General features: G+C 72.7%; 16 protein-coding genes. 8 read left to right on the plus strand and 8 right to left on the minus strand.

Features of this window, described 5'->3' with window-relative positions:
- Positions 1-306 precede the first annotated feature (306 nt).
- Entirely contained in the window at positions 307-864 is a 558-nt protein-coding gene (locus Ade02nite_RS47880) for a YflT domain-containing protein (protein ID WP_203778116.1), read from the minus strand.
- Complete coding sequence (locus Ade02nite_RS47885) at positions 861-1,745, minus strand: phosphatase PAP2 family protein (protein WP_203778117.1); 885 nt, start codon at positions 1,743-1,745, stop codon at positions 861-863. Before Ade02nite_RS47885 ends, Ade02nite_RS47880 begins: the two co-directional genes overlap by 4 nt.
- 224 nt (positions 1,746-1,969) lie before the next feature.
- On the opposite strand from Ade02nite_RS47885, the gene gsmA reads away from it, so the two are divergent.
- The 7 genes from gsmA (at position 1,970) to Ade02nite_RS50155 (ending at position 12,115) form a co-directional block, all read left to right on the plus strand.
- Positions 1,970-3,106: a sporangiospore maturation cell wall hydrolase GsmA gene (gene gsmA, locus Ade02nite_RS47890; protein ID WP_203778118.1), complete on the plus strand. Its 1,137-nt coding sequence runs from the start codon at positions 1,970-1,972 to the stop codon at positions 3,104-3,106.
- Positions 3,107-3,228: 122 nt separating this feature from the next.
- Positions 3,229-5,553 carry an ATP-binding protein gene (locus tag Ade02nite_RS47895; protein ID WP_239169613.1) on the plus strand — a complete coding sequence of 775 codons (2,325 nt, stop codon included), beginning with the start codon at positions 3,229-3,231 and terminating at the stop codon, positions 5,551-5,553.
- Positions 5,554-5,609: 56 nt separating this feature from the next.
- The gene (locus tag Ade02nite_RS47900) at positions 5,610-6,398 is read left to right on the plus strand and encodes an aldo/keto reductase (protein WP_239169614.1); all 789 of its coding nucleotides are present in this window, start codon (positions 5,610-5,612) and stop codon (positions 6,396-6,398) included.
- 43 nt (positions 6,399-6,441) lie between these two features.
- Positions 6,442-10,359 carry an ATP-dependent RNA helicase HrpA gene (gene hrpA, locus Ade02nite_RS47905; protein WP_203778119.1) on the plus strand — a complete coding sequence of 1,306 codons (3,918 nt, stop codon included), beginning with the start codon at positions 6,442-6,444 and terminating at the stop codon, positions 10,357-10,359.
- A gap of 75 nt (positions 10,360-10,434) precedes the next feature.
- Positions 10,435-10,815 carry a DUF6401 family natural product biosynthesis protein gene (locus Ade02nite_RS47910; RefSeq protein WP_203778120.1) on the plus strand — a complete coding sequence of 127 codons (381 nt, stop codon included), beginning with the start codon at positions 10,435-10,437 and terminating at the stop codon, positions 10,813-10,815.
- Positions 10,816-11,246: 431 nt separating this feature from the next.
- A complete protein-coding gene (locus tag Ade02nite_RS50150; RefSeq protein WP_239169615.1) occupies positions 11,247-11,510 on the plus strand; it encodes a hypothetical protein in 264 nt (87 codons plus the stop codon).
- Entirely contained in the window at positions 11,507-12,115 is a 609-nt protein-coding gene (locus tag Ade02nite_RS50155) for a LamG-like jellyroll fold domain-containing protein (RefSeq protein WP_239169616.1), read from the plus strand. The genes Ade02nite_RS50150 and Ade02nite_RS50155 overlap by 4 nt, the downstream gene beginning before the upstream one ends.
- Before the next feature lie 48 nt (positions 12,116-12,163).
- On the opposite strand, the gene Ade02nite_RS47920 is transcribed toward Ade02nite_RS50155, so the two are convergent.
- The 3 genes from Ade02nite_RS47920 to Ade02nite_RS47930 all read right to left on the minus strand — a co-directional run bounded on the left by Ade02nite_RS47920 (position 12,164) and on the right by Ade02nite_RS47930 (position 13,590).
- A complete protein-coding gene (locus Ade02nite_RS47920; protein ID WP_203778122.1) occupies positions 12,164-12,637 on the minus strand; it encodes an SRPBCC family protein in 474 nt (157 codons plus the stop codon).
- Positions 12,634-12,999, minus strand: a complete 366-nt coding sequence (locus Ade02nite_RS47925; RefSeq protein ID WP_203778123.1) for an ArsR/SmtB family transcription factor — start codon at positions 12,997-12,999, stop codon at positions 12,634-12,636. Before Ade02nite_RS47925 ends, Ade02nite_RS47920 begins: the two co-directional genes overlap by 4 nt.
- 84 nt (positions 13,000-13,083) lie before the next feature.
- On the minus strand, positions 13,084-13,590 hold the full coding sequence (locus tag Ade02nite_RS47930; protein WP_239169617.1) for a TetR/AcrR family transcriptional regulator: 507 nt from the start codon (positions 13,588-13,590) through the stop codon (positions 13,084-13,086).
- A gap of 133 nt (positions 13,591-13,723) precedes the next feature.
- Between Ade02nite_RS47930 and Ade02nite_RS47935 the strand changes: the two genes are divergently transcribed.
- Positions 13,724-14,668 carry an NADP-dependent oxidoreductase gene (locus tag Ade02nite_RS47935; RefSeq protein WP_203778125.1) on the plus strand — a complete coding sequence of 315 codons (945 nt, stop codon included), beginning with the start codon at positions 13,724-13,726 and terminating at the stop codon, positions 14,666-14,668.
- Positions 14,669-15,124: 456 nt separating this feature from the next.
- On the opposite strand, the gene Ade02nite_RS47940 is transcribed toward Ade02nite_RS47935, so the two are convergent.
- The 3 genes from Ade02nite_RS47940 to Ade02nite_RS47950 all read right to left on the minus strand — a co-directional run bounded on the left by Ade02nite_RS47940 (position 15,125) and on the right by Ade02nite_RS47950 (position 18,587).
- A complete protein-coding gene (locus tag Ade02nite_RS47940; protein WP_203778126.1) occupies positions 15,125-15,382 on the minus strand; it encodes a hypothetical protein in 258 nt (85 codons plus the stop codon).
- A 473-nt stretch (positions 15,383-15,855) separates the two neighbouring features.
- Positions 15,856-16,887 (minus strand): cobalamin B12-binding domain-containing protein, encoded by a 1,032-nt coding sequence (locus Ade02nite_RS47945; RefSeq protein ID WP_203778127.1) that lies wholly within the window; start codon positions 16,885-16,887, stop codon positions 15,856-15,858.
- On the minus strand, positions 16,884-18,587 hold the full coding sequence (locus tag Ade02nite_RS47950; protein ID WP_203778128.1) for a PP2C family protein-serine/threonine phosphatase: 1,704 nt from the start codon (positions 18,585-18,587) through the stop codon (positions 16,884-16,886). The genes Ade02nite_RS47945 and Ade02nite_RS47950 overlap by 4 nt, the downstream gene beginning before the upstream one ends.
- Positions 18,588-18,661 lie beyond the last annotated feature (74 nt).

Genomic DNA, 18,661 nt, shown 5'->3' on the forward strand with positions numbered 1-18,661 from the left:
ACCGAACTCCACGCCGGCCTGTAGGCCACGGCCCCGCCGATCGAGAGCGCGCCGCCGAGCCGGGGTAGGTGCCTTCTGCGAGCGCCGCGACGCTCGAGTCGCGGCCGGAGGCTGATCAGCTGGTCCCCGCATAGGTGCTCCGCCTGGCGCAGCCCCTGGTAGGCGCGGGGTGCGGGATTGCGGGCCGAGCCCTCGCGCCGCACAGGACACGGCCGGTAACCGCGAGTTGCGACTGCCCCATGGGCCGACAGAAGGCGGTCACGCGTGAGGCCCGGACCCCAGCGGCCCGGGCCTCACGCGCAGAGCTCACTGAGCGCCGGAAGCCCGCCAGTTCAGCTGCACCAACAGCTGCCGGGCCTGCTCGGCGACCTCCGCGTCGGCCGTGACCGCGTACTGGCCGGCCTGCAGCGAGCTGCGCGAGGCGAAGTCGCGCCGGCCGCCCGTGGCGGCGTGGGCGATGGCGCCGAAGATGGCGCCCCAGACCGCGCCGATCAGCAGGCCGCTCAGCACCACCGCGAACCAGTTGGAGTCGCTGAACAGGCCGAACAGCAGGCCGATGAAGAGGCCGAACCACGCGCCGCTCGCCGCGCCCGCGAGGGCCGCCCGGCCCACTGTCAGGCGGCCCAGCACGTTCTCGACCAGGCGCAGGTCGGTGCCGATGATGGCGGTGCGCTCCACCGGGAACTTGTTGTCCGACAGCAGGTCGACCGCCTGCTGGGCCTGCGCGTACTCCGGGAAGGTGCCGACCACCACGGTCGGCGTGGCGCCCGCGGCGACGTTCTGCGCGGGCAGGGTGGGCACCCCGGACGGGCCCGAAGGCACGCCACCGGCGGTGGGGTTGTCGGAACTGGACGGTGTGGTCACTTCGTGCCTCCTTTGACGGCGCCGGGTGAGGCCGTGAACCACACCCAGACGAGAAAAGCTCCGGCCGTGACGGCGGCGACGGCCGCCGAGCCGGACAAGAACGCGAACCGGCCGGGGATGTCGGCCAGCATGGCCACCGCGGCGAGGCCGAACGCCCCGGCGATCGCCGCCACGAGCCCGCCGAGGAACAGCGGGACCGTCGCGAGGCGGCTCGGGCGCTGCGTGACGCCGGGGCCGCGCAGCCGCCACAGGCGTACCAGGAAGACCGCGGCCGAACCCCAGGCCAGGGTGACCAGCAGGCCGCCGATCGTGTCGCTCGGGCGGTGCCACTCGGCCCAGACGGTCGCCACCGCGATCACCGTCACGTAGCCGAAGCCCACCAGGGCGATCGTCCCGCGCAGCGCCTGCGGCAGCACCAGGATCACGGCGAAGGCCACCGACGCGGCCGCCGCGGTGTGGCCGCTGGGGAACGAGTTCGGCATGCCGGTGCCGTCGAGGTCGGGCCGGGCGAGACCCGTCTTGAGCAGCTGGGTGGTGGCGTTCGCGCCGAGCACCAGCAGGGCGGCGCCCACGGCCAGGTCGGCCCGGCGGCGCAGGATCCCGAACGCGGCCGCGAACAGGCAGACGAGCACCAGGCTCACCAGGGTGGTGCCGTTGAGCGTCCGGTCGAGCACCTCCACCACGTGGGGATGCCCCACGTCGGCGCCGTGCATCGCGGCCGTGTCGACCCGCTGGCCCAGCGACGTGTGGAGGGCGGCGCGCCAGAGCGCCCAGAGGGCGGCCACGGCCAGCACGAGGGTGGCGATCGGCGCGACCAGGTGACCGGCGCCTCGGGTGTGCGGGTGGGTGTCGGGTGACGCGGGGGACGCCAGGGCCGTCATCGGCGGGGTGCCCTTCTCGAGTCGCGGTCAACGGCGGTACGCGCTTTTCCCAGCCACCCGGATTTTCAAGCGCGCGCCACACCGGTCACAACGTCACCTGCGGCACATTCTCGCCACAGCGGGCGGTCTCGGCAACGTTTCTGCACCCCGGAGCGCTCTCGGCCGGCAACGCTGCGCCGCCACCTTCGTACGGACGCCGACCGAAACGAAGGGGGACTTTTTTCATGAGGCAGTACACCCGCCGGCTTGCCGGACCGATGCTCGCGCTCGCCGTGGGGGCCGGCATGCTCGCCGTGCCCGGCGCGGCGCAAGCGGCTGGGGTGACGGCCACGGTCGACGTCCGCAGCTCGCTGAAGGTCCGTTCCGCGCCGTCTTTGGCCGCGAAGGTGGTCGGCTCGCTGCGTGACAACCAGAAGGTCACCGTCGTCTGCGCCGTGACCGGCCAGAGCGTACGAGGCTCGGTCCGCACCACCGCGCAGTGGGACAAGCTCGCCTCCGGCGGCTACGTCACGCACTCCTACCTGCGCGGCGGCGCCGTCACGAAGTGCGCCACCTCGTCGCCGCAGGCTTCGGCCGTCAAGACGAAGAAGCCCGCGCCGGTGAAGAAGACCGCCTACAAGGTCGGCACGGTCACGAGCGCCGACGGCAAGGTCAACATCCGGACCGCCCCGTCGACCACGGCGCCGGTGAAGCGCACGGTCGCCACCGGCACCAAGGTCAACGGCGTCTGCGGTGTCGCCGGCACCATGGTGAGCGGCACGGTCCGCGCGACCTCGCAGTGGAACCGGCTCTCCGACGGCTCGTACATCTCGCACGCGTACGTCGTCACGCCCACGCTGACCGCCTGCCCGGGCGCGGCGCCGGTCAAGCCGGTCACCACGGTCACCCCGGAGCAGTTCCTGGCGGCGGCGGTGCCGGGCGCGCAGCGCGGCTGGCGCGAGTACGGCGTTCCCGCCTCGGTCACGATCGCGCAGGCGATCCTGGAGTCGGGCTGGGGCAAGAGCGGCCTGGCGTCGGTCGACAAGAACTACTTCGGCATCAAGTGCCAGTCCGGGCGGTACGGGACGCTCGCCAACGGCTGCCACGACTACACGACGCAGGAGTGCACCAAGGCCGGCACGTGCTTCACCACGGTCGCCAGCTTCCGGACGTACGCCTCGATGGCGCACTCGTTCCGCGACCACGGCAACTTCCTGCGGGTGAACAGCCGGTACAAGCCCGCGTTCACCTACACCAAGGACGCCAACAAGTTCATCTGGAACGTGTGGAAGGCCGGCTACGCCACCGACCCGAACTACTACACCAAGATCACGACCCTGATGGCGCAGAAGAAGCTCTACCAGTACGACATCTGGAAGTGAGCTCGATTCGCCCCCGTCGGCCGAAGTCCGGTCGACGGGGGCGATTTGCGTTTTATGCTCACTTTTGTGGGGGAACGGCGGTGAAGCAACGGCCGGGGACGGCGGCGCCCTCGAGGGGCCTCGTGCTGGCTGTCTCCGTCGCGCTGGTCGGCCTGGTCATCTTCGGCCTGGTGTACGCGGGCATGCGCTCCGCGCAGGAGGAGACCGCCGACCGGGTCATGGACCAGCGCGCCGTGATGGCCCAGGCCGCCGTGCAGACCGAGACCGAGCGTTTCCGGGCCCTCACCGAGGCGACCGCCGCCGGCATCGGCACCGACGACGACCTGACCTGGGCCGACTTCGACGCCGCCACCGCGCCGCTCTCCTCGGCCGACCTGATCGGCGCGGCCTCCCTGGCGTACGTCGTGCCGGCCACCACCGCCCAGGTGCCCGCCGTGCAGAAGCTGTGGCGCGGGCGCGGCTCGGACGGCCTGGTGCTCAAGCCCGTGGGCACCGGCGAGCACTTCTTCTCGATCTTCACGCGCACGCTCAACGCGGCCGGCCCCGCCCTCAACGGACTCGACGTGTCGGCCGCGCCGGAGGCCGCCGCCGCGCTGGAGGACGCGCGCCGGATCGGGCAACCCAGCGTCTCCGACACGTACGTGCTGCTGCGCGACCGCAATCTGCCCGTCGCCGAGCAGCAGCACTCGTTCGTCTTCGCCGCGCCGGTCTGGAGCCGCTCGTCGTTCCCCAGCTTCCGCGGCTGGGTGGTGCTCGGCCTGCGCGGGCAGGACTTCCTCAGCGGCGTGCTCGCCACGGTCAGCCAGGGCCAGCTCGACGCCACTCTGCTCGCCGCCGACCGCGACGGCGACCGCCCGGTGGTCGCCGAATATCCGGTGGCCGGCGCCACCGACCTGGAACGGCGCAGCGACTTCCGGGTCGCCGACCGGCAGTGGACGCTGATCACCAAGGCCGACCCGCGGCTGCTGCCCGGCGCCACCAGCCACCTGCCGCTGATCGTGCTGCTCGGCGGGCTCGCCCTCACGCTGATCCTCTCGGGGCTCGTCTGGACGCTCGCCACCGGCCGGGCGCGGGCGCTGGCCCAGGTGGAGGAGGCCACCGCCGACCTGCGCACGGCCGAGGCGGAGAGCCGCCGCCAGGCGGGCCTGCTCGGCGCGATCATGAACAGCATCGGCGACGGCGTCGGCGTGGTCGACGAGAACGGCGCCTTCCTGCTGCACAATCCGGCGGCCAAGCAGCTCCTCGGCGGGATGGACGACGCGCAGAGCCCCGGCACCTGGCAGGAGCACTACGGGCTCTACCGGCCGGACGGGCGCACCCCGTTCCCGCTCGACGAGCTGCCGCTGATCCGGGCGCTGCGCGGCGAGTCGAGCGACGGCGTCGAGATGATGGTCCGCAACGAGCGGCGGCCCGAGGGCATCCTGGTCAGCGTCGACGGCCGGCCGCTGCACACCAGCGCCGGCCAGCGCGGGGCGGTCGCCGTCTTCCACGACATCACCGAGCTGCGCCGCTACGAGAACGACCTCGCGGTCTTCGCCGGCGTGGTGGCGCACGACCTCAAGGCGCCGCTCACCGTGATCCGCGGGCACTGCGAGGCGGCGGTCGAGGACCTCGCGGAGGTGCCGCCCTCGCCCGCGGCCGACGACGTGCGCGACGGCCTCCAGAAGATCGTGCGGGCGGTCGACCGGATGGCCGGGCTCATCGACACGCTGCTGGCCTACAGCACCGCCCGCAACGCGCCGCTGAACACCCGGCGGGTCGACCTCGGGGCGCTGCTCGCCGAGGTGATCCGCGACCGCACCGAGCACCTGCGGCCCGCCGACCGGCCGGACGTGTACGCCGGCCCGATGCCCGAGGTGCGCGCCGACCCGGCGATGCTGCGCCACGTCCTCGACAACCTCGTCGGCAACGCGCTCAAGTACGTCCGCCCGGGCGTCACCCCGCGCGTCGACGTGACCGGCGAGCAGGTGTCGCCGCGCTGGGCCCGCATCGACGTCGCCGACCGCGGCATCGGCATCCCGGACGAGGACAAGCCCCAGATCTTCGAGAGCTTCCACCGGGCCCGCACCGCCGCCGGATACGCCGGCACCGGCCTCGGCCTGGCCATCTGCAAGCGGATCGTCGAGCGCCACGGCGGCGAGATCGGCGTCGCGGACAACCCGGGCGGCGGCACCCGCTTCCACTTCACGATCCCCCTGGCGAGACCCGGATCGGCCGTACGAGATGAGGAGGAACCAGAGATGACCAGGACCGGCACGGACGACGAGGCCGCCACCAGGGCGGCGCTGGAGCGGGCGCTCGCGGAGCGGGCGGCGATGGAGAACTCCCGGCTGCCCGGCCTGGGGGCGCTGCCGTCCTCGGTGCCCTCGGGGCACGACCCGGCGGCGGTGCCGTTGCGGGCGCCGGTGCCCGAGCGGCCGCCGGCGACCGGGCCGAACGCGGAGTAGCGCTCGTCTCATGAACCGAAGGTGTCGCCGTCCGTTGTGCGGGGCAGGATGACTCCATGACGATTCCTGCCCTGCCGCTGCCCAAGGCGGCCGACGGCACACCGGTGGAGATGCCGCTGCTCGGCTTCGGCACCTGGCAGATCCGCGGCGACGAGGCCTACCAGTCCGTGCGCGACGCCCTCGAGGCCGGTTACCGGCACCTCGACACCGCCACGATGTACGGCAACGAGGCCGAGGTGGGCCGCGCGCTGCGCGAGTCCGGCGTGCCGCGCGACGAGATCTTCGTGACCACCAAGCTGCCCCCGGAGCGGGCCGGCAAGGAGCGCCAGACCATCGAGGCGAGCCTGCGCGCGCTCGGCGTCGACGCGGTCGACCTGTGGCTGATCCACTGGCCGCCGCACCGCGGCCGCTCGGTGAAGGTGTGGGAGCAGTTCGTCGCCGTCCGCGACGCCGGCCTGGCGCGCGCCATCGGCGTCAGCAACTACGGCGCCGACGAGATCGACGAGCTGAGCTCCGCGACCGGCGTGACGCCGGCGGTCAACCAGATCCGCTTCGGCCCCTCGCTGTACGACGCGGCGGTCGTGCGGGCGCACAAGGAGCGCGGCGTGGTGCTCGAGGGCTACTCGCCCTTCAAGACCACCAACCTCAACGACCCGGTCCTCACCAAGATCGCCTCAGCGCACGGCGTCGACACGGCCCGCGTGGTGCTGCGCTGGCACGTCCAGCACGAGATCGTCGTGATCCCCAAGTCGTCGACGCCCGAGCGGATCGCCCGCAACGCCGACATCGCCGGCTTCACGCTGACCGAGGAGGAGATGGCCGCCGTCGACAGCCTGGGGCGTTAATCACCAGGCGTTCGTGGCCTGATCCGCCTATTCTTGCTGCGCCATGTCGATAACACCCGCCCCGCCGGCCGTCGCCGAGCTGCGCAGCCGGATAGCCGAGCTCCTCCCGCACGACGAGCGGCGGCTGACGCGCCGGCTCGAGGGCACCCGCAAGATCAAGGACGAGGCGGCCCGCGCGGCCGTCCTCGCCGAGATCGCCTCCGACGCCGAGCGCGCCGCCGCACGCCTGAGCGCGCGGCTCGCCTCCGTACCGCCGATCACCTATCCCGAGTCGCTGCCGGTCAGCCGGCGCAAGGACGACATCGCCGAGGCCATCCGCGACCACCAGGTGGTCGTGGTGGCCGGCGAGACCGGCTCCGGCAAGACCACCCAGCTGCCCAAGATCTGCCTGGAGCTGGGCCGGGGCGTGCGCGGCCAGATCGGCCACACGCAGCCGCGGCGCATCGCGGCGCGCACCGTCGCCGAGCGCATCGCCGAGGAGGTCGGCCGGCCGCTGGGCAGCACCGTCGGCTACAAGGTGCGCTTCACCGACCAGGTCAGCGACGACACCATGGTCAAGGTGATGACGGACGGCATCCTGCTGGCCGAGATCCAGAACGACCGGATGCTGCGCCGCTACGACACGCTGATCATCGACGAGGCGCACGAGCGCAGCCTCAACATCGACTTCATCCTCGGCTACCTGCGCGAGCTGCTGCCCAAGCGCCCCGACCTCAAGCTGATCATCACGTCGGCGACGATCGAGACGGCCCGATTCGCGACGCACTTCGCCGACAAGGCGGGCAAGCCCGCGCCGGTCATCGAGGTGTCCGGCCGCACCTATCCCGTCGAGGTGCGTTATCGCCCGCTGGTGACGGTCGACGCCGAGGACGAGACCGAAGAGCCGATGGACCAGGTCGACGGCATCGCCGAGGCCGTCGACGAGCTGAGCCGCGAGGGCGACGGCGACATCCTGGTCTTCCTCTCCGGCGAGCGCGAGATCCGCGACACCGCCGACGCGCTCGGCAAGCGCAACCTGCGCAACACCGAGATCGTCCCGCTCTACGGCCGGCTCTCCGCCGCCGAGCAGCACAAGGTCTTCGAGCGCCACTCGCAGCGCCGCGTCGTGCTGGCGACCAACGTCGCCGAGACCTCGCTGACCGTCCCCGGCATCCGGTACGTGATCGACCCCGGCACCGCCCGCATCAGCCGCTACTCCAACCGGCTCAAGGTGCAGCGGCTGCCCATCGAGCCGGTCTCGCAGGCCAGCGCCAACCAGCGCAAGGGCCGCTGCGGGCGGGTCGCCGACGGCATCTGCATCCGGCTCTACTCCGAGGAGGACTTCCTCGGCCGGCCCGAGTTCACCGAGCCCGAGATCCTGCGGACCAACCTCGCGAGCGTCATCCTCCAGATGACCAATCTGGGCCTCGGCGACCTCGCGAAGTTCCCGTTCATCGACCCGCCGGACCGCCGCAACATCACCGACGGCGTCAAGCTGCTCGAGGAGCTGGGCGCGCTCGACGACCGCCGGCTCACCCCACTCGGCCGCCAGCTGGCCCAGCTCCCGGTCGACCCGCGGCTGGCCCGCATGGTCATCGAGGCCGACAAGCAGCAGTGCGTGGCCGAGGTCATGGTCATCGCGGCCGCCCTGTCCATCCAGGACCCGCGCGAGCGCCCCGCCGACAAACAGCAGCAGGCCGACGAAAAGCACGCCCGGTTCACCGACAAGGAATCGGACTTCTTCAGCTACCTCAACCTCTGGCGCTACCTGCGCGACAAACAGCAGGAGCTGTCCGGCAACCAGTTCCGCCGGCTGTGCAAGAGCGAGTTCCTCAACTACCTGCGCGTGCGCGAGTGGCAGGACATCTACGCCCAGCTGCGGCAGGTCGCCCGTACCCTCGGCCTGACCCTCGCCGAGGACCGCGAGGAGATCGCCGCAGGCCAGCACGTGCACACCGCGCTGCTCTCCGGCCTGCTCAGCCACATCGGGCTCAAGGACACCGACAAGCGCGAATACCTCGGCGCCCGCGGCGCCAAGTTCGCGATCTTCCCCGGATCGGCGCTGTTCAAGAAGCAGCCGCGCTGGGTGATGTCCGCCGAGCTCGTCGAGACCAGCCGCCTCTACGCCCGGGTCAACGCGCGCATCGAGCCGGAATGGGCCGAGAAGCTCGCCCCGCACCTGGTCAAGCGCAGCTACAGCGAGCCGCACTGGGAAAAGAAGCAGGGCGCCGTCATGGCGTACGAGAAGGTGACCCTCTACGGGCTGCCGATCGTGCCGCGGCGCAAGGTCGGGTACGCCAAGGTCGACCCGGTGGCGTCACGCGAGCTGTTCATCCGGCACGCGCTCGTCGAGGGCGACTGGGAGACCCACCACAAGTTCTACGCCGACAACGCGAAGCTGCTGGCCCAGATCGAGGAGATCGAGAACAGGGCCCGGCGTCGCGACATCGCTGTCGACGACGAGACCGTCTACGCGCTCTACGACGCGCGCATCCCCGCCGACGTGGTCTCGGCGCGCCACTTCGACGCGTGGTGGAAGAAGGCCCGCCGGGAGAACCCCGACCTGCTCACGTTCACCCGCGAGCTGCTGGTCAACGCGGGCCGCGACGGGGTCGACCCCAACGCCTATCCGGACGCCTGGCTGGCCAACGGGGTCAAGCTGCCGCTGTCGTACGAGTTCGAGCCGAACTCGTCCGCCGACGGCGTCACGGTCGAGGTGCCGCTGCCGCTGCTCAACAAGCTCGACCCGGAGGACTTCGGCTGGTCGGTGCCCGGCTTCCGCAAGGAGGTCGTGATCGCGCTGATCCGGGCCCTGCCCAAGGCGCTGCGCACCAACTTCGTGCCGGTGCCCGACTGGGCCGAGGCCGTGCTCGACCGGGTGCCGGCGCGGCGTGGCCCGCTGCCCGACGCCATCGGCAACGAGCTGCGCCGGCTCACCGGCACGATCGTGCCCCGCGACGCGTGGCGGCCCGACCAGGTGCCCGACCACCTGCGGGTCAACTTCCGGGTCGTCGACGAGCACGGCAAGGTGCTGGGGGAGGGGCGCGACCTCGAGGTCCTGCGCCGCAGCCTCGCGCCCAAGGTGCAGCAGACCATCTCCCGGGCGGCGGGCGACATCGAGCGCCGGGGCATCACCACCAACGACTTCGGGGTGCTGCCGCGCCGGGTGGCCCAGGTGCGCGGTGGCTACGAGGTCAACGTCTTCCCCGCGCTGGTCGACGAGGGCGACAGCGTCGCGATCAAGGTGTTCGAGACCGAGGCCGAGCAGCGTACGGCGATGACGGCCGGCACGCGCAAGCTGCTCCTGCTCACCCTCCCGCCGGCCGCGCGCTACCTCCAGGGGCGGCTGGACAACCGGGCGAAACTGGAGCTGTCGCGCGCCAACCCGTACCGATCAATTTCGGACTTGCTCGACGATTGCGCGGGCGCGGCGGTCGACCGGCTGGTGTCCGACGCGGGCGGGCCGGTCTGGTCCTCGGTCGAGTTCGCCTCACTGCGCGACACGGTGCGCCAGGACCTGGTCGACGCGGTCGCCAGCGTGGTGACCCAGGTGCAGGCGGTGCTCGGCACCGCCTACGACGTGGAACAGCGGCTGAAGTCCCTGCGCGACCCGGCGCTGCTGCCCGCGCTCGCGGACATCCGCCAGCAGCTCAAGGGGCTGGTGCACGCCGGGTTCGTGACCGAGACCGGCTGGAGGCAGCTGCACCACATGCCGCGCTACCTGCGGGGCATCGTCTACCGGCTGGACCGGCTGGGCAGCACCCTCGCCCGCGACCGGCAGCTGATGGCCCAGATCCACGAGATCGAGTCGGAGTACCGCGAGCTGCGGGCCGACCTGGGTGGCGCGGCGGTCGAGCAGCTCCGCGAGATCCGCTGGATGATCGAGGAACTGAGGATCAACTTCTTCGCCCAATCGTTGGGAACCGCCTATCCGATTTCGGACAAAAGGATCTTCAAGGCGATGGACCAGCTCCCCGCGTAGCAGGCGCGGAAGCGCTCGGGTGCCGTTCGGTTACCCCCCTGTCGCGGCGCCCGCCGAGGCCATAGGTTCTTCGCCATGACGAACGAATTCCTCGCCTTCGCCCCGATTTCCGCTCTTGTCCCGACCTCGCCGGCCGCCGGCACGCTCGACGAGATGATGGCTCGCGTGGGCGTCGACGGGATCGTCGCCGCGCTCGCCGACCCCGGCGTCCTCGCCCTCATCGACCAGCACGCGGCCGGGGTCCGCGACGCCCTGGCCGACGCGGACCGCGCCCCCGACGCGGACGGCCTCGCCGCCTACGCCCGCTCGATCGTCGCCGGTGCTCGCCGCATGGGCCGCACCCTGCCGTCCGCGGGCGCGGCCCCCGCCGCCACGGCCGACTGGCTCGCCGCCGAGTGGCACGTGCTGCGCCTGGTGGCGGTCTGTCGGATCGCCCTGGAGAACGAGGTTCTCTGAGGCTCCGTTGCTTCGAAGCCCGGCCGCTGCCAGCGGCCGGGCTTCGCCTTTCGGGGCCTGTGACGTGGCTTGCCGTAACCGGGGCGGCCAGGCGCGAGTCCCCCGGACGAGCTTGATCCATCGCCCGGACGGGCTCGCCCATCCGGGCGGGGGAATCGCGCCGAAACGCCGAATACGGTACTTTGCCGTTTTGCTGCCTATACGTGAAGTTATACGTATGAAAATGGCTCTCGCCCTTGTCGCGCTCGCCGGCCTCGCGGTGCCGGCGCCCGCACTGGCCGCCTCCGCGGTCCCCGCTGAGGCTCCGGCTCCCGGGGCGTCCACCCCGCCGGCCATCCTTCCCACCGCCCCTGTCGCCGTGCGCCCCGGCGGCGCCCCCGTCGCGACGGCCGCTCCGACGACCGCCGTCGCTCCCGCCGCGGGCCGCTCCGGTGTCTTGCCGCCCGCCGTCGCCGCCCCGGCCGCCGCGCCCGCCGCCGCTCAAGCCGTCGCCGCCGCTGCTGCCGCCGGGCCTGCTGCTGCCGGGCCTGCTGCTGCCGGGCCTGCTGCTGCCGGGCCTGCTGCTGCCGGGCCTGCTGCTGCCGGGCCTGCTGCCGCCGGGCCTGCTGCTGCCCGACCCGCTGCTGTTCGGCCCGCTGCCGCTGCGGCGGCGCCCGCGCTTGTCGCGCGCTACACCTTTGACGCCGGTGCGGTGAACGGGCGGGTCGCCGACACCTCCGGCCGCGGGCCCGCGCTGACCGTGCGCTCCGTCGACCAGGGCGTCATCCGCTTCGACGCCGGCACGCCCTCGGGGCGCTACCTGACCTTTCCGGCGGCCTGCTCCGGCACCGCCGCCACGTGCCCGCGCGGCCTGCTCGAGGCGCCCGACGACGCCGATCTCAACCCGGGCACCCGGATGTTCCGCTGGTCGGCCCGCATCCAGCTGACCAAGGCGCAGATCACCGGCTCCGCCAACATCATGCAGAAGGGCGTGGCGACCACCGCCAGCCAGTGGAAGATGCAGGTGGGCCGCACCAACGGCAAGGCGCAGTGCGTCGTCGTCGGCACCGGCTCCGCCACCGCCTACGTGGCCCGCTCCGCCGCCTCGGTGGCCGACGGCCAGTGGCACAAGGTCCTCTGCCAGCGCAACGGCTCCACGCTGTCCGTCTATGTCGACAACGTGGTGCGCGGCCAGACGACCATCCCGGCCACCCTCAACATCAGCAACCCGCTGCCGCTGCGCATCGGCGGCCCCAACTTCAACACCAAGACCGACATGTACCACGGCCGTCTCGACGACGTGTACGCCGAGCTCGGCTGAGCCGCGCGCCCACGGGCCGGGCGGCACGGCGCCGCCCGGCCCGTACCGTCAGATCACGCCCTTGGTGAGCAGGGCGTCCAGCTTGGCGTAGCCCTCGTTGACGCCGACCTCCATGCCGCTTTTGAGCCACGCGTCGCGGCCCGCGAAGCTGTCGACGAGCGACTGCGCGTGCAGGCGGGTGCGGCCGTCGCCGAGGTCCTCGAAGATCAGCGTCTCCAGGGCCACCCCGTCGGGCTCGCCCTCGTACGAGAAGGTCTGCACGATCCGGTCCGGCCGCACCTCGTGGAAGCAGCCGCGGAACCGGTACTCGTCGGTGCCCCGGGAGGCGACGTACCGCCAGGAGCCGCCGTTCCGCGCGTCCCAGTGGTCGATGTGCACCGTCATGGCCTCGGGCCCGACCCACTGCGCGAACAGCTCGGGATCGGTGTGCGCCCGGTAGAGCTGCTCCGGGGTGGCCGCGAAGTCGCGGGTGATCCGGACGATGGGCAGGTCCTTGTCGGCTTCGATCCGTGCCTCGTTCATCTCTGGTGCCCCTTCCGCTCCTGGTCTCTCGCCTCGTCCTTGTCTCTCATCGCCGCCAGCACCGCGTCGAGGCGCTGGTAGCGCGCCTCGGCCCGGCGGCGGTACTGCTCGATCCAGCCACCGACTGCGTCGAAGACATCGAGCTCCAGCCGCACGGACCGCGGCTGCGGCCCCGGCGGACGGCTCACCAGCCCGGCCTCCTCGAGCACCTTGAGGTGCTTGTAGACCGCCTGGAGCGACATCGTGTACGGCTCCGCGAGCTGATTGACCGTCGCGTCGCCGCCCGCCAGCCGAGCCACCATGTCCCGCCGGGTGGGGTCGGCCAGCGCGGCGAAAACCCGCGAGAGCCCGTCCGCCGTCATGCTCGCCCACTTTCAACTCATCGGTTGAAAGTAACCGTAGACCGTGTCGGTGCGCGAGTCAACCATCAGGTTGAAAGTGCAGGTTCAGGGGGTGGGCCGCAGCCCGTCCAGCACAATGGTCAGCAGACGGGACGCCCTCGCCTCGTGCTCGTGCGGGTGGGCCACGGTGAAGATGCCGATCAGGCTCGCGGCGATGTCCTCGGCGGTGACGTCGGCGCGGAGCTCGCCCGTCGCCCGGCCGGCGCCGAGGATCTCGTCGATGGCCGCGAACAGCTCGGCCTGCGTCCGGGAGTGGGCGATCTCGCCAGATTCGATCATGGCGAGCAGGGTGTCCAGCATGCCGTTCTTGGTGGCGATCCAGTCGCCGAACAGCTCCGCCCAGCGTCGTAGCGCGGCGCGCGGCGGCAGCTCGTCGAGCAGGTCGCGGGCGCCGTCGGTGAGCCGCGTGACTTGGTCGCGATAGACGGCGTCGACCAATGCCTCGCGGGTGGGGAAGTGCCGGTAGAGCGTGGCGATGCCGACCCCGGCCTCCTGGGCGATCGCCCGCATCGACGGCTCGGCGCCGGCCGACGCGAAGAGGCGGGTCGCCACGGCCAGCAACTGGTCGCGGTTGCGGGCCGCGTCCGACCGCGGCCTCCGGCTGTCTGCTTCCCTCGGCGCCAGGTGAAACGGAGCATATTCCGTTTCCGGTGCTCGACGCTCTGCCGGGAGGAAGCACGTGAGCATGCAAGCGGTAGCCCTGAGCCGGGCGGTCCAGTTCGTCGAGTCGTTCGGCGGCCCCGAGATGCTGACCGTCCGCGAGTTGCCCGTACCGCGGGCCGGAGCGGGGCAGGTCCGGGTGCGAGTCACCGCCGCCGGCCTGAACCCCATGGACTGGTTCATGACCTCCGGCGCCGCCACCGCCGCGCGGTTCGGCCTGCACCTGCCGTGCGGATTCGGCACCGACTACGCCGGAGTCGTGGACCAGGTCGGCGAGGGCGTGACCGAGTTCGCGGCGGGCGACCGGGTGTTCGGCGGCGCGATGTCCCGCGCGGTCGCCGACCACGTGCTCATCGACGTGGCCGGAACCATCGCGCGGGGCGGCGAGGCGCACCGTACCCCCGACGGCGTTGACGACCGCACCGCCGCCACCCTGACGATCGCGGGCCGCACGGCCGCCGCCGCCCTCGCCGTGGTCGACCCCGGCCCGGGCGACACGCTGCTCATCGGCGGGGCTGGAGGCGGGGTCGGCGTGTTCGCCGTCCAACTCGCCCGCCTGGCTGGCGCGCGCGTGATCGGCACCGGATCGGCGTCGTCGGCTGACGCCCTGAGCGCCCTCGGGGCCGAGCCGGTCACCTACGGCGAAGGCCTCGTCGACCGGGTCCGCGCCCTGGCTCCCGGCGGCGTCACCGCGGCCATCGACCTGCACGCCACAGACACGGCACAGGCGGCACGAGAACTGGGCGTCCCCGACAAGCGCATCACCACCATAGCCGCCCAGATCGACGGCATCACCCCGGCCAACGGCGCCGACGCCGCCCCCGGCGCCATCGAGGAGATCGCCGACCTGATCGCCGTGGGCCGGCTCCGAGTGCCAGTCGCGGCAACCTTCCCCGTCGCACAGATCCGCGCCGCGGTCGATCTACAGGCAGGCCGGCACGTGCACGGCAAGGTCGTCATCGACCTCTGAGCGGTAATTCCTCGGTCTTCTCGGCGCTGTCCGCCGACCCTCGGCCGCCGAGACGCCCCGCAGGCTGTTCGGCGCGTGCCGGCAGGTTCGTCTGTGCGTGGTTATCCGGTCTTTCGGCGGTGTCCGCTGACCTGGGCGGTCGGGAGGCGCCATCCAGGCGGGTCGGCGCGTGCATGGCAGGTTGTCATCGACATTGGTGCGTGGTTTTCCGGTCTTCTCGGCGCTGTCCGCCGACCTGGGCGGGCGGGAGGGAGGCGCCACCCAGGCGGGCCGGCACCCGCCCCGGGCGTGTGGTTGCGCCGCGCGAGATGGCCTGGCACCCACCGTGGGCATGCGGGCTGTGCGGCGCGAAACGGCCCGGCACCCCGTCGGGTGCCGGGCCGTTCGCCGACTGCTGCTCGGCTCGCCGGAGTCGTGAGTGCTTCCGGGAGGCGGCGCTGCCGGGGGAGGGGTGGCTCAGCTGCGCCGGAAGGCGTAGGAGCGCCCGGACCCCGCGCCGGCGGCCCGGCCGGAGCGCGAGCGGCCGGAGCGTTCCCGGGCCTCCTGGCGCGAGTCGCGGGCGCCGTGGTGCTCGGAGCCCTTGGCGGTGTCGCGACGACTGGCGGCCGCGCCCGCCGACGGCCCGAAGAGCCCGGCGGTCAGGTCACGCTCGGCGAGGTCGTCGAGATCGATGTGCACGGTGAAGGGTGAGCCGCTGGAAGGTTGGGCAGGCATAGGGGCCTCCTCGGTGGCCCGGCGCGCTGGGCGCCGGGCCGGGCAGTGCGAAACCGTGGGACGAGAGGGTGAACGCGCTCCGGGTGTCGGCGCTGAGGCGTCTCCACGGCGGACAACCCACCGGAACACCCGGAACCGAGCACGATCAACGGCATGTGCCCACCATCGACGGCGCCGGGCCCGGAAGCGGGCGACGGGCGGCCGGAAGGGGCTGGCCGGAGGAGGCATCAGATCATGCGCATCACGCTAGCGGCCCCGCCGCCCCCGCGCGAGCGAATTAATTGGCGCAATCCGAAGTGGACGCCGGCGCAGGCCGCGCGGATGGGGAGGGGGCGCGGATGGGGAGGGGGCGCGGATGGGGAGGGGGCGCGGATGGGGAGGGGGCGCGGATGGGGAAGGGGCGCGGATGCGGAAGGGCGCGGACAGGGCTGAGGACGCCGAGGCGGGGTGCGGTGGACCGGCGGCGGGAGGCGTTACTTCACCAGCTGGGCGCCGGCGTTGAGCATGGCGACCGCTGTGGGGAAGTCGTGCAGCTGGGCGCGGACCGCCTCGAGGCCCACCCGCAGGGCGACCGCCGGCACGCCGCGGGCTTCCAGGACGGCGGCGGTCCAGGTGACGAAGTCGGTGAAGATCTGGGTTTCGCTGAGGTACAGCGCCGAGGCGAGGAAGTCGACGATGTGGGTCATGTCCTCGGTCGTCGCGTCCATCTGGCGGGTGTTGTAGCCGCGCATGCGCGGATAGGTCCGCATCAGCGTGTCCATCGCCGTGCTGATCAGGGTGCCGCGGTGGCGGACGACGTGGGTGTATTCCTCGTCGCCCAGGAAGGCCGACAGCTGCGGGTCGGCGGAGTGCGGCGGCCAGTTGCGGGCCAGGCGCCGCACCGCCTCCTCGGCGCTCGCGGCCCAGGCGTCGGCGCCCAGGTGCTGGGCGTAGCGGCCGCCGGGGCCGAAGCCGCGGCCGCCGGCGATGACCGGGATGCCGGCCGAGCGGCAGGCCGTGATCGCGGCGTGGGCGCGCGGGAGGCGGGTGGCGATCATGCAGCTCAGGGCGACCGCGTCGGGGCCCGTCTGGTGCAGGTGGGAGACCAGGTGGGGGCCGGGCACGCTGGCGCCCAGGAAGTCGGTGCGCCAGCCGTCGAGGCGCAGCATCTCGCAGAGCAGGCGGACCGGCAGCGCGTGCCATTCGCCGTCGACGCAGGCGATCGTGATGCGGCCGCGGGTGGGCGGCACGGTGATGCGGGCCGCCACCGCCGCCAGCGCGCGCTCGCTGATGGCGGTCGCCGCGTGCTCGCGGGCCACCGACCACACGTTCTCGGCCCACAGCTCGCCCACGCGGGCCTGGGTGCGGGCGATCAGGTCCATCATGATGCGCTGCGGCTCGACACCCGCGTCGAGCAGCTCGTTGACCACCAGGATCGCGCCGTACTCGTCGCTGTCGCCGACCAGGCGCAGGTATTCCTCGGCGAGGCCGGGGTCGTCGATCGAGCGGAACGAGTGGGAGATCATGTGCGCTGCCTGACGCGCCGGTCACCTCGCCGCGCAGCGTCGATGGCGAACGGGGAGGCGTTGCGTGCCCCGGGCCGCAGGCTGAGCTGGGTGCGCGCGGGCGCTCGCACGGCCAGCATCGCGATGTCGTCGCGTGCGCCGCCGTGCACCCAGTCGGAGACGAGCTGCCGGATGCGCTCCACGGTCGCGGCGCCCGGCATGCCGCGGCACTCGGACAGCGCGTCGCGCAGCCGCGCCTCGCCGTACTCCTCGAAGCCCGAAGGGCCGCCGCGCGCCTCGGTCAGGCCGTCGCTGTAGAGCAGGCACAGCTCGCCCGGCGCCAGCTCCACGTCCGCGGGGTGCACGACGGTGCGGGCCACCGCGCCGATGAGCGTGCCGCTGGTGGGCACCTCCTCGACCGTGCCGTCGTTGCGCAGCACCAGCGGCGGCGGGTGGCCGCCGGTGGCCAGGGTGAGCCGCACCCGCCCGTGGTCGGCGCGGCTGACCGAGCCGACCACCATGGTGACGAACCGGTGTTGCCGGGCCGACTGCAGCAGCGCCTGGTTGAGCACCCGCAACATGTCGCCGGGCTGCGCGTCGACCAGGCGCAGCGCGCGCAGGGTCTGGCGCACCTTGCCGGTGAGCACCGCCGCCTCGGGTCCCTTGCCGCACACGTCGCCGAGCGCGATGACCGTGTCGGCGCTGTTCTCGGTCGGCCCGAAGACGTCGTAGAAGTCGCCGCCGATACGCAGCGCCTCCTTGGCGGCCTGGTAGGAGCCGACCAGCTCGATGCCGTCGGGCTGGGGCAGCTCGGGCGGCAGCAGGTCGGCCTGGAGCACCGCTGTCGTGTCGACCTGTTCGCGGTAGAGGCCCGCCGCCGAGATCGCGCCGCCCGCGCGGGCCGCGAAGATCCGGGCGAGCATCTCGTCCTCGGGGCTGAACTCGGCCTCCGCGCCGCGGCGGGCCAGGATCAGCGCGCCCGCGGGCTCGGCGTTGCCGGGCAGCGGCATCACCAGCAGCGCGCCGATCGGGCCGAAGCCCTCGGGGAGCAGCCAGGCGGGCGCCTGGGACGCGTCGAGCCACCGGCTGGGGATCGGCGGGAAGCCGCCCAGCACCTCGACCAGCCCCGGCATCTCGGGCAGCACGCTCTCACGCAGCCGGCCCTCCTCGACCGTGCCGCCGGCCACCAGGCGCACCCACGAGCTGTGCCGGCGGTTGACCGGCAGCACCACCATCGCCGCGTCGGCCATGTGGGCCACCGCCAGCTCGGCCGTGATGCGCAGGCATCGGCCCTGGTGGAGCGAGGCGGACAGGCGCCGCCCGGCCTCGGCGAGGAACGCCGTGCGGGCCCGCTCGGCCCGCAGCGCGTCGGCGCGCACCACCTCGTCGGTGCGGTCACGCAGGTACCACCCGTAGTGGTGGTCGCCGAGAGCTCGGCGATGCCCCTGGAGGTGGCGTCCCGCGTGCTCGTCGGTGAACGTGTCGTCACCGGCCTCGATCGCCCGGGCCAGGCCGGGCAGCGGCCCGTGTGCGGCGACGCCGCCGGCGGCCAGACCCGGGACCAGCGCCGAGGCAGCGGCGTTGACCAGCAAGATCTTGTCGTCGGCGGTACCGCACAGCAGTACCGCCTCGCTCGCCGCGTCGAGCGCGGCGCGAAGCAGGGCCGGTGCGGGTGTCTCGACTAGCCTGTCGCCGGCCGTGGCCGGCGATTGCGCTGTCATGGTCCCTCCCGTCTCTCCCCGCCGGACGCAATCACTGATTCAGAGCCTACGTGCTTTCGCCCGGGACGAGCGGG

Origin of the sequence: Paractinoplanes deccanensis, assembly GCF_016862115.1 — a bacterium.
GTDB lineage: Bacteria > Actinomycetota > Actinomycetes > Mycobacteriales > Micromonosporaceae > Actinoplanes > Actinoplanes deccanensis.

Excerpts from the sequence above, each read along its gene's own strand:
- Ade02nite_RS47910 (WP_203778120.1), top strand. The coding sequence starts at position 10,435 with ATGACGAACGAATTCCTCGCCTTCGCCCCGATTTCCGCTCTTGTCCCG.
- Ade02nite_RS47885 (WP_203778117.1), bottom strand. The coding sequence starts at position 1,745 with ATGACGGCCCTGGCGTCCCCCGCGTCACCCGACACCCACCCGCACACC.
- gsmA (WP_203778118.1), top strand. The coding sequence starts at position 1,970 with ATGAGGCAGTACACCCGCCGGCTTGCCGGACCGATGCTCGCGCTCGCC.
- Ade02nite_RS47925 (WP_203778123.1), bottom strand. The coding sequence starts at position 12,999 with ATGACGGCGGACGGGCTCTCGCGGGTTTTCGCCGCGCTGGCCGACCCC.
- Ade02nite_RS47945 (WP_203778127.1), bottom strand. The coding sequence starts at position 16,887 with ATGATCTCCCACTCGTTCCGCTCGATCGACGACCCCGGCCTCGCCGAG.
- Ade02nite_RS47900 (WP_239169614.1), top strand. The coding sequence starts at position 5,610 with ATGACGATTCCTGCCCTGCCGCTGCCCAAGGCGGCCGACGGCACACCG.
- Ade02nite_RS47940 (WP_203778126.1), bottom strand. The coding sequence starts at position 15,382 with ATGCCTGCCCAACCTTCCAGCGGCTCACCCTTCACCGTGCACATCGAT.
- Ade02nite_RS47950 (WP_203778128.1), bottom strand. The coding sequence starts at position 18,587 with ATGACAGCGCAATCGCCGGCCACGGCCGGCGACAGGCTAGTCGAGACA.
- Ade02nite_RS47920 (WP_203778122.1), bottom strand. The coding sequence starts at position 12,637 with ATGAACGAGGCACGGATCGAAGCCGACAAGGACCTGCCCATCGTCCGG.
- Ade02nite_RS47935 (WP_203778125.1), top strand. The coding sequence starts at position 13,724 with ATGCAAGCGGTAGCCCTGAGCCGGGCGGTCCAGTTCGTCGAGTCGTTC.
- hrpA (WP_203778119.1), top strand. The coding sequence starts at position 6,442 with ATGTCGATAACACCCGCCCCGCCGGCCGTCGCCGAGCTGCGCAGCCGG.